Below are 14,388 nucleotides of genomic sequence, written 5' to 3'. Positions count from 1 at the left end.
AGTCATCGGAAGGTATCCGCCACAATGAGCACCACAAGCTTCCCCGAGGGTTTCGTGTGGGGAGTTTCGACGTCCGCCTTTCAGATCGAGGGGGCCACGTCCGCCGACGGCCGCGGGCCGTCCATATGGGACGGCTTCTCCGCCGACCGCGCCGAGGCGTGCGACCATTACCACCGCCATTCTGAGGATGTGCGGTTGATGAAAGACCTCGGAATGGCCGCCTACCGGTTCTCGGTGAGCTGGCCACGGGTGGTCCCCGAGGGCTCGGGAAAGGTGAACAAGGCCGGGCTCGACTTTTACGACCGGCTGGTCGACGAGCTGCTCGCGGTGGGCATCACGCCTTATGCGACGCTTTATCACTGGGACCTGCCGCAGGCGCTCGAAAGGGTCGGCGGCTGGCCGTCCCGTGACACCGCCCGCCATTTCGCCGATTACGCCGCGGCGGTTCACGACCGGCTCGGGGACCGGGTCGACACCTGGTTCACGCTGAACGAGCCCTGGGTGGCGGCCTTCCTGGGATACGGCTCCGGCGTGCACGCGCCGGGCCGGAAATCGGCCGCGGACGCGTTCAGGAGCGCCCACCACATGCTGCTCGCGCACGGCCTGGCCACGCAGGCCCTGCGCTCGGCCGGGGCCACGAGGGTCGGACCCGTGCTCAACATCTCGCCCGTCATGACGCCCGCCCAGGTGAGCGACCTCGGCAGGGAGCTGTCGGAGGAGGACGCCGAGGCCGTGGCCAGGATCGACACGCTGGCCAACCGGCAGTTCCTGGAGCCGATGCTGCGCGGGTCGTACCCCGCCGAGCTGCTGCCCGTCATCGAGCGCCACGGCGGTCTCGGCCACATCCGCGACGGCGACCTCGACACCATCGCCCAGCCCGTGGACCTGCTCGGCGTCAATTACTACACCCCATTAGTGGTGCAGGCGCAGCCCAGCGAGACCGCCGATCCGGCCTTTCCTGGAAGCGAGGGCGTGCTGTTCTGCACGGTGCCCACGGCGGTCACCGCGATGGGCTGGCCGATCGTGCCCAACTGCCTTTCGCTGCTGCTTGGACGCATTTCCCGGGAATATCCCGGCCTTGATCTGATGGTCACCGAGAACGGCGCCGACTTCGTCGACACGGTGACCGGCGACGGCATTCACGACGTGGACCGCATCAGTTTCATAGAAGAACATCTGCGCGCCCTTTCGTCCGCCGTCGAGGACGGCGCGCGGGTCCGCGGATATCTCGTCTGGACCCTGCTCGACAATCTCGAATGGTCCGACGGCTACCAGCGGAAGTTCGGCCTCGTGCACGTCGATTTCGCCACCCAGCGCAGACGGCTGAAGGACAGCGCGCTGTGGTACCGCGACGTCATCCGCCGCAACGGCCTCGCCGAGACCCGCCCCAAGCGGCCCACGCTCGAAACCGTCGCCGCCCGCGCCGGCGTCTCCAGGGCCACGGTCTCGCGCGTGGTCAACGGCGAGGCGGCGGTGAGCGCGGACGTCCGCACGGCGGTGCTGCGGGCCGTCAAGGAGCTCGGCTATGTGCCCAACGCCGCCGCCCGCAGCCTGGTCACCCGGCGCACCAACGCGATCGCCCTGGTCCTGTCCGTCCCCAGGCAGGGGGACCCGCTCACGGCCGCCGTGGTCCAGTACGTCACCAGCATGCTCGAGGGCGCGGGCAAGCAGATCACCCTCATGCTCGCCGACACGGCCGAGAGCCACCGGCGCATCGTCCAGCAGGCGGAGGCCCGGCTGGTGGACGGGGTCGTGCTGCTGCCGCCGGACCGGGCCGACACGCTCGCCGAGCGGCTCTCGCGCACCGGCGTGCCGATCGTGCTGCTGGGCAAGCCGGCCGTCACCTCGCTGGTGCCGTACGTGGACGTGGACAACACCGGCGGCGCCGAGTCCGCCACCCAGCACCTCCTCGCGCGCGGGCGACGGCGCATCGGCATGATCTGCGGCCCCATGGACCTGGTCGCCGTCCAGGACCGCCTGGCCGGGCACCGCGCGGCGCTGCACCGTGCGGGGCTGCAGCCGCTGCTGGCCCTCGCCGACCTCACCCGGGCCTCCGGCGCGGCGGCCGCCCGGCAGCTGCTCGGCGACGACCCGGCCCTGGACGCGATCTTCGCCGCCACCGACCAGCTCGCCATCGGGGCGCTGCAGGCCGCGCGGGAGGCGGGGCGGCGGGTGCCCGAGGACCTGGCGATCGTGGGCTTCGACGACATCGACGCCGCCTCGGCCACCACACCGGGGCTCACCACCGTGCGGGTCCCGCTGGCGGACCAGGCGCTGGCGCTGGCGCGACTGCTGCTGTCCCGGCTGGAGGGCCGCCACACGACGTCGGTCGTGCTGCCGACCCGGCTGGTGGTCAGGGACTCCGCCTGAGCGCCGCAGGGGCCGAGGGGCGGGTCAGGAGCGCGCGGCCATGCCTTCGATCAGGTGCGTCACAATGACGGTGTGAGCCAACTGCCGGTCATCGATGTCGCGCCCCTGCTCGCCGAGGCCCCTGCTCCCGCCAAGCGCGCTGTCGCCGCGGCCATCGGCGCCGCGTGCAGGGACAGCGGCTTCTTCTACGTCGCCGGGCACGGCGTACGGCCCGAGCTCCTGGCCCGGCTCGACGTCGCGAGCAGGCGCTTCTTCGCCCTCCCCGAAGAGACGAAGGCGGAGATCTCGATGGACAGGGGAGGAAAGGCCTGGCGCGGCTTCTTCCCGGTCGGCGCGGAGCTGACCTCGGGCCGGCCCGACCTGAAGGAAGGCATCTACTTCGGCGCCGAGGAGCCGCCGGGCCCGCTCCCGCTGCACGGCCCGAACCTGTTCCCCGCCCAGGTCCCCGAGCTGCGTGAGGCCGTGCTCGAGTACCTCGACACGATGACCGCGCTCGCCCAGTCCGTCATGTCGGGCATCGCCCTGAGTCTGGGGCTGGACGAGGGCTACTTCCGCACCGGCTACACCGCCCACCCGACCGTACTTTTCCGGATATTTCATTACCCGCCCGCCCCACCGGACGACCCCGGCACCTGGGGCGTCGGCGAGCACACCGACTACGGCCTGCTCACCCTCCTCCTCCAGGACGCCAACGGCGGCCTCCAGGTACGCACGCCGCGCGGCTGGATCGAGGCCCCGCCGCTGGAGAACACGTTCGTCTGCAACATCGGCGACATGCTCGACAAGCTCACCGGCGGTCAATACCGCTCGACCCCCCACCGGGTGCGCAACCGCAGCGGCAACGAGCGGATCAGCTTCCCGTTCTTCTTCGACCCAGGTTGGGACAGCGAGGTACCGCCGTTGCCGTACGCCCCTGGCCGCAGGTGGGACGGCCAGGTCGACTTCACCGGCACCTACGGCGAGTACCTGCTGTCCAAGGTCTCCAAGGTCTTCCCGCGCCTCTTCGAGACCCTCTGAGACCCTCAGCTGGTCGAGAAGGTGAACCAGTTGACGTTGACGAAGTCGGCGGGCTGACCGCTGCTGAAGGTCAGATACACCGTGTGCGTCCCGGTCACGGCTGAGATGTTGGCGGGCACCGTACGCCAGCTCTGCCAGCCGCCCGTGTTGGCGAGGGCGAAGTCCCCGATGGGAGCGGCGGTGGGGCTGTCCAGCCGCACCTGCACCAGGCCGCTCACCCCGGCCGCGGCCCCGGACGCCACCCGGGCCTTGAACTGGCGGGCGGCCTCCGTCCCGAAGTTCACCCCGTCGAAGCGGAGCCAGTCGCCGTTGGCGATGGCCCCGACGTTCTGCCCGCCGCCCGTGTCCGTGGTCGTCTCGACGATGGTGCCCGACTGCGCCTGGTACCGCTCGGCCTGGATCGTCGAACGGGCGTCAACGTCCCCGGGAGGCGGGGTGGAGCCGCTTCCGCTCTGCCACACCGCCACGTAGTCCACCAGCATCGGCCGCCCGGGCACGGTCGCCGCCGTGGGCGTCTGGCCGCCGAGCGCGTTGGGGAACGCCCCGCCCATCGCCACGTTGAGCAGCAGGAAGTAGCCCGCGTGCCCGGTCATGTTGGTCCACGTCCCCGCGTCGAACTGCGCCTGGCTCACGCTGTGGAACTGCTGCCCGTCCACGTACCAGCGCAGCTGGTTCGGGCTCACGCTGCGGTCCCACTCGAAGCGGTAGGTGTGGAACGCCGCCTGGCACGTCGAGCCGGGGCAGGCGTGGTTGGCGCCGAGGCCGGTGGTCTCGTTGCACGGGCCGCCCGGGTTGACGCCGCAGTGGAGCACGCCCCAGACGGCGTTGATGCCGTTGACGTTCTCCATGATGTCGAACTCGCCGATCCCCGGCCAGTTCCAGTAATTCCCCCGGTACGGCGCCCCGAGCGCCCAGAACGCCGGCCAGTAGCCCAGCGCGGCGTCGCCCGTCACGTTCGGCATCTGGACGCGGCCCTCGATGCGCAGGACGCGGCCGTCGGCGGGCTTGAAGTCGGCCCGCCTGGTCTCGATGCGGGCCGAGGTCCACTCGCCCGAGCCGCTGCGCTGGGGCGTGATGCGGAGGTTGCCACTGCCGTCGAGGCTCAGGTTGGAGGTGCTGGAGGTGTAGTTCTGGATCTCGCCGGTGCCCCAGTCGGCGGGGCCGCCGGGGTACGAGTGCCCGGTGTCGATGATCCAGTCGGCCGACGAGGGCAGCGTGCCGGCCGTGCCGTTGAAGTCGTCCGACCAGACCAGCGACCAGCCCGAGGGGGTGGGCGGAACGGCGGCCGAGGCGCTGACGGCCACTTTGACGAGCAGGCCGCTGAGCGCCACGAGCACCACGGCCACGGCCGCCAGGCGACGCCGCGGCCGGATGGCTGTTGTCATCATCGCTCCATGGGGGGTGTGGCGGCGTGGAGGAAGAGAGCGCTCTCTCAGACGATGTCAACACAGCCCTTACCCGCCGTCAACATCGCGCGCTTCTGAAGAGCGCTCCCTGACAGGGGATCCGTCGCAGCCAGCCGCAGGCGGCCGTCGGCGTGCTCAGGCATGAAACACGTACGGCGCCGCCCAAGGGCGGCGCCGTACGACTCGGGGAGGAGGTCAGCCCTTGTCGGCCTCGCCGGTGGCCTGCTCGAGCTGGTCCTCGGGGGAGGCCTCCAGGTCCTGCTCGGCGTCGGCGCCCGCCTGGGCGGAGGCCTTGTCGAGGCGCACCCAGCTCGTCACGCTCTCCACCGCGAACAGCACGAAAAGGTACGCCGTCAGCACCGCCAGCACGGGCGGCAGCACACCAAGGGCCGCTCCCACGCCGATGATCAGCAGTCGCAGCTCCCAGCCGAGCCCCGCGTGGAACACCCACGCGGGCGGCCAGATGCTCTGCCGCGTCCGGTAAACGGTGTCATACGTGTGGTAACCCACGACATAAACCAGCACGAAAAGGAGCCACTTGGGCGCGTCGGCGGCGAGGCCGATCGCGATCATGGTGAGGAACTCGGCACCGCGCAGCAGCGGCGGCGTGAGCCAGTCGAAGCGGCCAAGGTGGTCACGCGGCGCGGTCGGCAGCACGAGCAGCAGCATGGTCGCGACCGGGAGAAGCAGGATGGGCCCGGGCTTGAGCACGCCGGTGACCACGAAGACGGCGACGGCCAGGAGGGCGACGAGCGTGGCGGGCACGGGCGGCAGGCCGCGGCCGAGCTTGCCGGCGAGCGCGTGGACCAGCGGCCCGTCGTCGCGGTAGGCGAGCAGGCGGGCGGTCTGGATGCGGCGGCGCTCCTCGTCGGGGTCCGGCGTGGGGGTGGCCATGGCCTGCGGTTGGGTGATCATACGAGCGACCTCATGAGGCGTCCGGTGAGAGTGTAGGCGGCGGCGACGGAGCCCCAGATCACCAAGGTGAGGAAGGTGATCCGGGCGTCGAAGAGGGCGGCGGTGATCGCGATGGCCGCGAACCGCTCGCCGATGGGGAACACGATCATCTTGCGTGCCCAGTGGACGGCCCGGAACTTGCCGGCCTTGGTCCACATCTTGAGCAGGCCGCGCAGACCCTGGCTCCGCTCGACCTTGCGGCGCGTGAGCGCCTGGCGCAGATCGCGGTCGTCGGGGGCGTCAAGTGCCAGCGTGGGCAGCTTGGCGGGCGGCTTGCGGCGGTTGGCGACGCCGAAGGAGAAGTCGAGCAGGTGGCGTACGGACTGCAGGCCGAGCGCGGCCAGCGCCAGGATCCAGATGTCGTCGCCGTTGCCCGAGACCACCCAGCCGATGGCCAGTCCGGCGAAGACGACGTACTCCTTGAACCGGTCGAACGTGGCGTCCAGCCACGCCCCCAGCACGCCGAACTTACGGGCGTACCGGGCGACCTGACCGTCCACGCAGTCGAAGACGAACGCGAAGTAGATCAGCACCCCGCCCAGCACCATCCACGGCCGGTCGCCGGTGGCGAAGCAGGCGGCGGCGGCCACGCCGAGCGCGATCGAGATCAGCGTCACCTGGTTGGGCGTCAGGCCGCGCCTGGCCGCCCAGCGGGCGATGAAGCGGGAGTAGGTGGAGACGAAGTACGTGGTGAAGAAGCCGTCGGCGCCCTTGACCGCGTTGTTGAGCCTGGCCCGGTCCTCGTCCATGCCGGACATCTCGGCGCCGGCCTCGTTGGCCTCCTCCTGGGTGGTGACCCGGCGGTAGAACAGGTCGCGCCGGCCCCTGATGCCGACCGACACGCCGTTGCGCACCAGGCCGAACACGATGAGCTGCAGCAGGTCGTCGTCCTCGCCGAACGTGGCGGCCATCGCGGCCAGCTCGCGGCAGGTCTCCGCCAGGATCGGCGCGTTGCGCGCGCTCACGTGCAGCGGGCCGAGCAGGACCGCGTTGGGCCTGGTCACGGCGTGGCTCGCGGTGCCCACCGACACAACGCGAGACTTGCCGACGCGCGAGCGGACGGGCAGCCCTTCGAGGCGGCCGAGGCCGATCTCGGGCTCGGCCTCGTCGATCGGGACGTTGTCCTCGGGACCGCTGTCGTCCTGCTCCTCCTCTGTCACCTCCGGACGCGGCTCCTTGGCCACAAGCGCCAGCGCGCCGCGCTTGGCCTTGGTGATCTGGTAGATCAGCTCGTCGTGGACGACTGAGTTCTCCGGAATGATGAAGAGGTTCTCCGTCGCGGACTCAGCGACCTCTGCCAGCGCGTTCAGGGCGGCGGCCACGTCGCCTGAGTCGATCGTGGCGAGCCGTGGATCCAGGGAAGTGAGCTGGCTGCGTAGTCGCTCGGCGACGGTGGGATTGCCGGGTAGCGCGGCCAGCCTCAGGCCGGTCGGAGAGGTGTCGGGGCCGGGCGAGGCGCCCAGCAGGACCACGCGGGTCATGACTCCCTTTCGAGGCGGTAGCGGGGGGTTGAACAACGGGTAATGCGGGGACAGGCGTCAAAGTCTAATGATGGTGACGTAAAGTCGCGTCATCAGAGCATGCCCGTAACATGGTTCCGATCCAGCCGTAAGATGTTCGAGTGAGTCTCTACCGTGACGAAGGCGTAGTTCTACGCACGCAGAAGCTCGGTGAGGCCGACCGTATCGTCACCATCCTGGCCAGGCGCACCGGCAAGATCCGGGCCGTGGCCAAGGGCGTGCGCCGCACGACATCCCGCTTCGGGGCCAGGCTGGAGCCGTTCACCCACGTCGACCTGCAGTTGCACACCGGGCGTACGCTCGACGTCGTCACCCAGGCGGAGACCATCAGGCCCTACGGTGAGGTGCTGGCCGCCGACTATCCCCGCTACACCGCGGGCAGCGCGATGCTGGAGACCGCCGACCGGCTGACGCACGGGGAGAAGGAGCCGGCGCTGCGGCAGTTCCTGCTGCTGGTGGGCGGGCTGCGCACGCTCGCCGAGCGCGGGCACGAGGCCCGGCTGGTGCTGGACGCCTACTTCCTGCGCTCGCTGGCCGTGGCCGGCTACGCCCCCGCGCTCGACGCGTGCGCCAAGTGCCAGGCGCCGGCGATCAGGGCGTTCGCCATCGTCGCCGGGGGAGTGGTGTGCGGGGCGTGCCGGCCGGCCGGCGCGGCCGTGCCCGCGGGAGAGACGATCGGGCTCATGACGGCCCTGCTGCGCGGCGACTGGGCCACCGCCGACGCCTCGGAGTCGCGCCACCGCAGCGAGTGCAGCGGGCTCGTGGCCGCATATCTGCAATGGCACCTCGAACACGGAATACGCTCTCTCCGACACGTCGAAAGGGAGCCCGTGTGAACGTACGACCTCCGTCCCCGCACCCGTCGGGCGCGACTCCGCCCCCGATCCCGCGCGACCTGGTGCCCCGGCACGTCGCCATCATCATGGACGGCAACGGCCGCTGGGCCAAGGCCCGGGGACTGCCCCGCATCGAGGGGCACAAGGCAGGCGAGTCCTCGCTGTTCGACGTCATCGAGGGGGCGCTCGAGCTGGGCATCCCCTATCTGAGCGCGTTCGCGTTCTCGACCGAGAACTGGAAGCGCTCGCCCGACGAGGTCCGCTTCCTCATGGGGTTCAACCGTGACGTGATCCGGCGGCGGCGCGACGAGCTCAACGCCATGGGCGTGCGCGTGCGCTGGGCGGGCAGGCCCGGGCGGCTGTGGAAGAGCGTGATCTCGGAGCTGCAGGCCGCCGAGGAGATGACGGTCCGCAACCGCACGCTGACGTTGCAGTTCTGCGTCAACTACGGCGGGCAGGCCGAGATCGTCGACGCGGCGGTCAAGCTGGCCGAGGACATCGCGGCCGGGCGGGTCAAGCCGTCGAAGGTCAACGAGAAGGTGTTCGCGCGTTACCTGGACGAGCCCGAGATCCCCGAGGTGGATCTTTTCGTGCGCTCCTCGGGTGAGCAGCGCTTCTCCAACTACCTGCTGTGGCAGTCGGCCTACGCCGAGATGGTCTTCCTCGACCGGCTCTGGCCCGACTTCGACCGCCGGGATCTGTGGGAGGCGTGCGAGGTCTTCGCCAAGCGCGACAGGCGCTACGGCGGAGCGATCCCCAACCAGGTCTGACCGGCCTTTCCTCACCGACCTCGGTACCGCCTGGCCTGCTTGCTATACGTGGGTATAGTCTGCTGTTCGTCGGAATAGCTAGCTGTACCCATGAACAGGAGCTGGTAGCCGATGGCTTCCGCAAGCGGAGACGGCCGGGGGCGCACCCTCGCGGGCACCGGTCACCTCGTTCGCCTGGCGTTGCGCCGCGAACGGGGCATCGCGCCCTGGTGGATCCTCCTGATCGTGACCCTGGCCCTGGTGATGGTGTCCTACGTCACCAGGGCCATGGGCACGTACGAGCTGAAGGTCAACTACACCGAGCTCATCGCCAGGACCTCCTTCCTTCGGGCACTCGGCGGCGGGGTGGTCGAGCCACGGCTGGAGGTGCTCGCGACGTGGCGCAGCGGCGGCTTCCTCTACGTGGCGAGCGCGTTCGCGGCTCTCATGTCGGTCGTCCGGCACACCCGCAGGGAGGAGGACGCGGGCAGGATCGAGCTGGTCCGGTCGGGCGTGGTGAGCCGCTACGCGCCCCTGACGGCCGCCCTGCTGGTCGCGGGCGGGGTCAGTCTGGCCGCCGGCGCGCTGACCGCGGCGGTCCTGATCGGGATCGGGTTCCCGCCCGTGGGGTCCGTCGCGTACGGGGCCGCGATCACGGCCGCCGGCTGGGTGTTCGGCGCCGTCGCCGCGGTGGCCGCCGAGCTCGCGCGGAGCGCCCGCACGGCCACCACGATCAGTCTGTCCGTGCTCGGCGCCGCCTACGTGATGCGCTACGCGGGTGACGCGACCGGGCAGTACTGGCTGAAGGCGCTGTCCCCGATCGGGTGGAGCCATCTGGTGCGGCCGTACCAGGACGAGCGGTGGTGGATGCTCGGGGTGCCGATCCTGGCCGGCGCGGTCCTGTACGCGGTGGCGTACCGGCTGCTGGACCGCCGTGACCTCGGCGCGGGACTGCTGCCCGAGCGCCTGGGCCGGGCCTCGGCACCGGAGCTGCGCGGCCCCGTCAGCCTGGCCTGGCGGCTGCACCGCGGCCTGCTGGCGAAGTGGGCGGTCGGAGTGGCGTGCTTCGCCGCGGCCGGGGCCGGGCTCAGCCCGCTCACCAAGGACCTGCTCTCGCGGCCGAGCGTCGTGGTGGAGAACATCACGCGCATGCTGGGCGTCTCCGGCGAGGGCAGGACGCTGGGCGCCTACTCCTGGTACCTGATCCTCGTCATCTCGTACGCCGTCGCGCTCTACCCGGTGCTCATGACGCTGCGGCTGCGTTCGGAGGAGATCTCGGGCCGCGCGGAGAGCGTGCAGTCCACCCCGCTGACCCGGCTGCGCTGGGCGGCCGGTCACCTGGTCGTGACGGGGCTCGGCACGGCGGCGCTGATGGCCGTGGCCGGGCTCGTGTTCGGCACGCTGTACTCGGTGCTCGTCGGCGACCTCGCCACCGACCTGCCCCGCTTCCTCGCCGGGGCACTGAGCACCGTGCCGGCGGCCTGGTGCGTGGGGGCGGTCTGCATGCTCGCGTACGGGCTGCTGCCGCGGGCGAGCGTGGCGCTCTCCTGGGTCGTCTGGCTCCTGACCGCCGCGCTCGGCAAGGTCGCCGGCCCTCTGTACGGAATCTGGAACGGGACCCCGCTCGAGCCGTTCCACTACATCCCCAACGCGATGATCGGGACGCCCTTCGACGCGCGCCCCACCCTCACACTCACGGCCGTCACGGCGCTGCTGCTCGGCGGCGCCCTGATGGCTCTGCGCCGCCGCGACTTCGGCTGAAATGATCTAGAATGTCGTGCCACCCGGCGAGATCGGAGGGCGAATGGGCGGCCATTCCATCGAGGTGCGTTCCGACGTGGTGATCAAGCGATATCGGTCGTGGCACTACGACGAGCCCGGACGCGAATGGCGAGCCCTGAAGCTGCTCGACGAGCACGATCCCGGCCTGGCACCGGCGCCGGTGACCGCCGAGCTGACGGCCGACCCGCCGACCGTGGTGATGTCCCGCCTGGACGGCGCCGCCGTGAGCGGGGAGATCACCGGGAAGCTCGTCGACGCCCTGGCCGAGGCCGTCACCGGTGTCCAGCAGGCGATCCCGCCGCGGGAGCTCGAGCGGATGCCGGCGCGTGCCGGGCACCCGGTCGAGTTTCTGCGGCTCGTCCGCGAGCGGGCGGCGGCCGTGGAGCCGGATCCTCTGATGGCCGAGGCGCTCCGCGCGGCCCGCGCCTGGGTGGAGCGCCCGGCCCTGGAGCAGATGCTCGCCGAGCCGGGCACCCCGGTGTTCGGCACCGGCGACGGGAACATCGCCAACTACCTGTGGGACGGCACGAAGGTCCGGGTCATCGACTTCGAGTACTCCGGGCGGAGCGACCGCGCGTTCGAGCTGGCCGAGGTGAGCGAGCACATCGCGGTCTGGGAGAACGACCCGGCCGGGATGACCGCCGTGCTCGAACGGCTCGAACTGACCGCCGAGGAGTCCGCCAGGCTCACGGAGTGCCGCCGCCTCATGGCGCTGTTCTGGCTGCTGCGGGTCCGCGAGGAGATCCGGTCCGAGCAGGCGGACCGGATGCTGGCCCTGCTGCAACCGGGATGAGCGACGCTCAGAGGGCGTCGGCGAGGCGGTCGACCTGCTCCGGGTCGCGGCCGTAGCAGTAGAGCATCACCTCGTCCGCGCCGAGGTCCGCGTACTGGGCGATGGCCTGGCGGATCTCGCCCGGTGTGGTGAGCATGCCGGAGACCATCCGGTCCGCCATGCCGGTGAACGCGTAATAGGCGCCCATGGCCGTACGGGCGTCCGTGACGACGTCCTCGGGGCCGAGCGCGACGTTGACCTGGGTGACGATGCGAGGCTCGCCGGAGCGCCCCGCTTCCTTCCAGAACCGGTGAACGGTGTCGATGAGCCCGCCGGCCCAGGACGGCGGGGCGGCGGCGAGGAATCCGTCTCCCCAGCGCGCGACCCGGGCGAGAGCGGCCGGCTGGAAGCCGCCGAAGAGCACCTCGGGGCCTCCGGGCCGGGCGGGGAGAGGCCCGATCGAGCCGGCCCCGTCGCCGTACGGCTCGCCGGACCACAACCGGCGCATGACGGCCAGCTGCTCATCGAGGCGGCGGCCGCGGGTGCGGAGGTCGGTGCCCGCGACCAGGTGGTCGTCCTCGCGGCCGCCCACGCCGAGCCCCAGGACCAGCCGGCCGCCCGAGATCACGTCCAGGGTCGCGGCCTGCTTGGCGAGCAGGGCGGGCTCGCGAAGGGGCGCGAGCAGGACTTCGGTCTGGACGCGTACGCGGGTGGTGGCTCCGGCGATGACCGCCAGGGCGACCAGCGGCTCGGGGTTGTCGTAGACCAGGCGGTCGAGGAGAGCGAGAGTGGTGAAGGGGCCGGCATCAGCGCGGCGGGCCCAGTCGAGCAGTGCCGCGGGGTCGCTGATGGGCAGGCCGAGACCGACGTTCATGAAGTTCCTCCGTGAAGGGGCATGCGTAAGCGATGCCGCCCCTCCAGGACCTCCACGACGGGGGAGGCAGGGCTCCCGTTCTGCGGCGCACTTCTGGGGAGCTCCTGATCAAGTGGACTCACTCTAAGGTGACGCAGCCACGTCGGGCAACTCGCGGTGCTCAGGTGCCGGCACCAGCTGATCATCCATCGAGTGGGCACACGCGAACCGATCTTCTGGGCCTAAGCGGCCTTGACGACCTCGTCCCACTCGATGTGGTAGTCGTACTGCGACATCATGAACTTGCTGTTGGCCGTCAGCTTCATGACGATCGGCATGAACGCGTCCCTGATCGCCGCGCCGACGGCGCCGGGAGCCTTGTTGTTGTTGATGCTGCCGGCAACCTTGATGATGGCCTCGACGCGCGGGCGGCGGAGCCTCTCGAAGGTGGCGAACGCCTCCTTCGAGGTGGGCAGGTCGCGCAGGCACTGGGCCAGGACCACGGCGTCCTCGATGGAGAGCGAGGCGCCCTGCCCGGAGGTGGGAGTGGGTGCGTGGGCGGCGTCACCGATGACGACCATGCGGTCGTTGTGCCAGGTCGGCAGGTTGGGCACGGAACGGGTCGGCGTGGCCCGCAGGTTCTCGGGGTTGCGGGTGGCCTTGATGAGGTCGACCGCGGGGCCGGAGTCGTGCTCGAAGAAGCTGATCAGCTTGCGCTGCCAGCCCGGCCCGTCGGTGGCGTCGAGCTCGCCCTTCTTGGGCTCGTTGTGGTGGGGCAGGCTCGCGTACCACCACACCTCGCGGCTGGGCAGGACGGCGTAGCCGAAGAAGGCCCGCTTGCCGAACATCATGCTGTAGCTGCACGATTCGGTGTCGACCGGGACTCCGTCGGTGTAGCCGCCGAGGTTGATCAGGCCGGTGTAGTGGGGGGCCGGCGCCTTCGGATCGATGATCTTGCGTACGGTGGAGTCGATGCCGTCGGCGCCGATGATGATGTCGCCGGTGGCCTCGGTGCCGTCCTCGAAGACCGCCCGCACGCCGTCGGCGGTCTGCTCGGCCCTGACCAGGCGCTTGCCGCCCTCGATGCGGATGCCCCGCCCGACGGCCTCGTTCTGCAGGATGCGGTAGAGGTCGGCACGGCGGACGGTGTGGCTGGTGGTGCCGTCAGGCAGGCGGGCGCCGGTGTTGGTGCCGCCCAGGTTCTTCCCGGCGCTGTTGCGCAGGGTGATCTTCGGGGTGGGGAAACCGGCGGCCACCACATCCTTGTCCGCGCCGATCGTGCGCAGCGCGTCGATGCCGTTGGTGGCGACGGTGAGGAACACGCCGACGTCGTCGGCCGGGGTGGCGTACGCCTCATGGACCACGGCCTCGATGCCGGCCTTCTGTAACGCCATGGCGGCCGCGGGCCCCGCGACGCCGCCACCGATGACGAGCGCTTTCCGAACTGAAGTCATGTCTGGCTCCCGAAGGTTTCCTGCCATGCCCGCATGTAGGCCGGCTGCTTGAATGACTCGATGAGCTCAGTGACGAACTGACGCTCGGCTTCCAGCAGGGAGAGCCGGAAGTCGTCGTCGATCAAGAACACCCACAGGACCCCGTCGTCGCCGGCGCTCTGCCTGCTCTGACGGATCTGCTCGGCTTGGGTGGTGAGGCGTTCCAGCCGCTGGGTGAGCAGCCGGACCGACTCGGCGGGCGGCAGGACGCTCATGAGCGACAAGGCCACCCCGAACTGGGGATAGTCGTTGACCGGCTGCGCGATCAGGTCGCTCAGCCAGTCGAACAGCTCGTGCCTGCCCTTCTCTGTGAGGGCGTAGACGGTGCGCTCAGGTCGCAACGTGTCACGCACTGTCTCCTGGGAAGCGATGAAGCCTGCCTTGGTCAGTTGCTTGACGACCATGTAGAGCGAGCCCTGGTTGTATTTGATGGACTGGTCGGTGTTGTGTCCCTTGAGGCGCCGTCCGATTTCATAGGGGTGCATGGGCTCGGCCGTCAGCTCTGCAAGCACCGCCAACGCCAGCGGGTTGGTCACCTTGCGCTGCTTCATCACTGTCCTGTCCACACTCCCTCTGTTCCTTGCTCAGGATGAACTAGTCAGCCCTATATAGTCAACACCAACTAAGTGATACCAA

The 14,388-nt window shown here is 70.3% G+C and carries 12 protein-coding genes; 6 read left to right on the top strand and 6 right to left on the bottom strand.

Features of this window, described 5'->3' with window-relative positions; genetic code table 11:
* Nucleotides 1-24: 24 nt before the first annotated feature.
* Both AB0J64_RS13190 and AB0J64_RS13185 read left to right on the top strand, forming a co-directional pair.
* Nucleotides 25-2,370, top strand: a complete 2,346-nt coding sequence (locus tag AB0J64_RS13190; protein ID WP_364025216.1) for a GH1 family beta-glucosidase — start codon at nt 25-27, stop codon at nt 2,368-2,370.
* 72 nt (nt 2,371-2,442) lie between these two features.
* Entirely contained in the window at nt 2,443-3,387 is a 945-nt protein-coding gene (locus AB0J64_RS13185; RefSeq protein ID WP_364025213.1) for a 2-oxoglutarate and iron-dependent oxygenase domain-containing protein, read from the top strand.
* A 5-nt stretch (nt 3,388-3,392) separates the two neighbouring features.
* Here the strand turns inward: AB0J64_RS13185 and AB0J64_RS13180 are convergent, their stop codons facing one another.
* The 3 genes from AB0J64_RS13180 to AB0J64_RS13170 all read right to left on the bottom strand — a co-directional run bounded on the left by AB0J64_RS13180 (nt 3,393) and on the right by AB0J64_RS13170 (nt 7,228).
* Nucleotides 3,393-4,775 carry a glycoside hydrolase family 16 protein gene (locus AB0J64_RS13180; protein WP_364025210.1) on the bottom strand — a complete coding sequence of 461 codons (1,383 nt, stop codon included), beginning with the start codon at nt 4,773-4,775 and terminating at the stop codon, nt 3,393-3,395.
* Between the two features lie 213 nt (nt 4,776-4,988).
* On the bottom strand, nt 4,989-5,708 hold the full coding sequence (locus tag AB0J64_RS13175) for a DUF5941 domain-containing protein (RefSeq protein WP_364025208.1): 720 nt from the start codon (nt 5,706-5,708) through the stop codon (nt 4,989-4,991).
* Nucleotides 5,705-7,228, bottom strand: coding sequence for a CDP-alcohol phosphatidyltransferase family protein (locus tag AB0J64_RS13170; RefSeq protein WP_364025205.1), 1,524 nt, complete (start codon nt 7,226-7,228; stop codon nt 5,705-5,707). Before AB0J64_RS13170 ends, AB0J64_RS13175 begins: the two co-directional genes overlap by 4 nt.
* A 140-nt stretch (nt 7,229-7,368) precedes the next feature.
* Here AB0J64_RS13170 and recO point away from each other — a divergent pair, with 140 nt between their 5' ends.
* The 4 genes from recO to AB0J64_RS13150 all read left to right on the top strand — a co-directional run bounded on the left by recO (nt 7,369) and on the right by AB0J64_RS13150 (nt 11,427).
* Nucleotides 7,369-8,103 (top strand): DNA repair protein RecO, encoded by a 735-nt coding sequence (recO, locus tag AB0J64_RS13165; protein WP_364025202.1) that lies wholly within the window; start codon nt 7,369-7,371, stop codon nt 8,101-8,103.
* The gene (locus tag AB0J64_RS13160; protein WP_364025199.1) at nt 8,100-8,873 is read left to right on the top strand and encodes an isoprenyl transferase; all 774 of its coding nucleotides are present in this window, start codon (nt 8,100-8,102) and stop codon (nt 8,871-8,873) included. The genes recO and AB0J64_RS13160 overlap by 4 nt, the downstream gene beginning before the upstream one ends.
* Before the next feature lie 111 nt (nt 8,874-8,984).
* Entirely contained in the window at nt 8,985-10,613 is a 1,629-nt protein-coding gene (locus AB0J64_RS13155; protein WP_364025196.1) for a polyketide antibiotic transporter, read from the top strand.
* A gap of 43 nt (nt 10,614-10,656) precedes the next feature.
* Nucleotides 10,657-11,427 (top strand): aminoglycoside phosphotransferase family protein, encoded by a 771-nt coding sequence (locus AB0J64_RS13150; protein WP_364025193.1) that lies wholly within the window; start codon nt 10,657-10,659, stop codon nt 11,425-11,427.
* Between the two features lie 7 nt (nt 11,428-11,434).
* On the opposite strand, the gene AB0J64_RS13145 is transcribed toward AB0J64_RS13150, so the two are convergent.
* The 3 genes from AB0J64_RS13145 to AB0J64_RS13135 form a co-directional block, all read right to left on the bottom strand.
* Nucleotides 11,435-12,280: an LLM class flavin-dependent oxidoreductase gene (locus tag AB0J64_RS13145; RefSeq protein WP_364025189.1), complete on the bottom strand. Its 846-nt coding sequence runs from the start codon at nt 12,278-12,280 to the stop codon at nt 11,435-11,437.
* A gap of 221 nt (nt 12,281-12,501) precedes the next feature.
* On the bottom strand, nt 12,502-13,713 hold the full coding sequence (locus AB0J64_RS13140; protein WP_364025186.1) for an FAD-dependent monooxygenase: 1,212 nt from the start codon (nt 13,711-13,713) through the stop codon (nt 12,502-12,504).
* Nucleotides 13,710-14,303, bottom strand: coding sequence for a PadR family transcriptional regulator (locus AB0J64_RS13135; RefSeq protein WP_364025184.1), 594 nt, complete (start codon nt 14,301-14,303; stop codon nt 13,710-13,712). The genes AB0J64_RS13140 and AB0J64_RS13135 overlap by 4 nt, the downstream gene beginning before the upstream one ends.
* Nucleotides 14,304-14,388 lie beyond the last annotated feature (85 nt).

This window comes from Nonomuraea sp. NPDC049695 (assembly GCF_040674955.1).
Taxonomy (GTDB): Bacteria; Actinomycetota; Actinomycetes; order Streptosporangiales; family Streptosporangiaceae; genus Nonomuraea; species Nonomuraea helvata.
The sequence above is the reverse complement of the archived record's forward strand: the minus strand, read 5'-3'. Positions and strand labels throughout refer to the sequence as shown.

Coding starts and splice junctions, on each gene's coding strand:
- AB0J64_RS13190 (WP_364025216.1), top strand. CDS start 25: ATGAGCACCACAAGCTTCCCCGAGGGTTTCGTGTGGGGAGTTTCGACG.
- AB0J64_RS13180 (WP_364025210.1), bottom strand. CDS start 4,775: ATGATGACAACAGCCATCCGGCCGCGGCGTCGCCTGGCGGCCGTGGCC.
- AB0J64_RS13175 (WP_364025208.1), bottom strand. CDS start 5,708: ATGATCACCCAACCGCAGGCCATGGCCACCCCCACGCCGGACCCCGAC.
- AB0J64_RS13170 (WP_364025205.1), bottom strand. CDS start 7,228: ATGACCCGCGTGGTCCTGCTGGGCGCCTCGCCCGGCCCCGACACCTCT.
- AB0J64_RS13155 (WP_364025196.1), top strand. CDS start 8,985: ATGGCTTCCGCAAGCGGAGACGGCCGGGGGCGCACCCTCGCGGGCACC.
- AB0J64_RS13150 (WP_364025193.1), top strand. CDS start 10,657: ATGGGCGGCCATTCCATCGAGGTGCGTTCCGACGTGGTGATCAAGCGA.
- AB0J64_RS13145 (WP_364025189.1), bottom strand. CDS start 12,280: ATGAACGTCGGTCTCGGCCTGCCCATCAGCGACCCCGCGGCACTGCTC.
- AB0J64_RS13140 (WP_364025186.1), bottom strand. CDS start 13,713: ATGACTTCAGTTCGGAAAGCGCTCGTCATCGGTGGCGGCGTCGCGGGG.
- AB0J64_RS13135 (WP_364025184.1), bottom strand. CDS start 14,303: ATGAAGCAGCGCAAGGTGACCAACCCGCTGGCGTTGGCGGTGCTTGCA.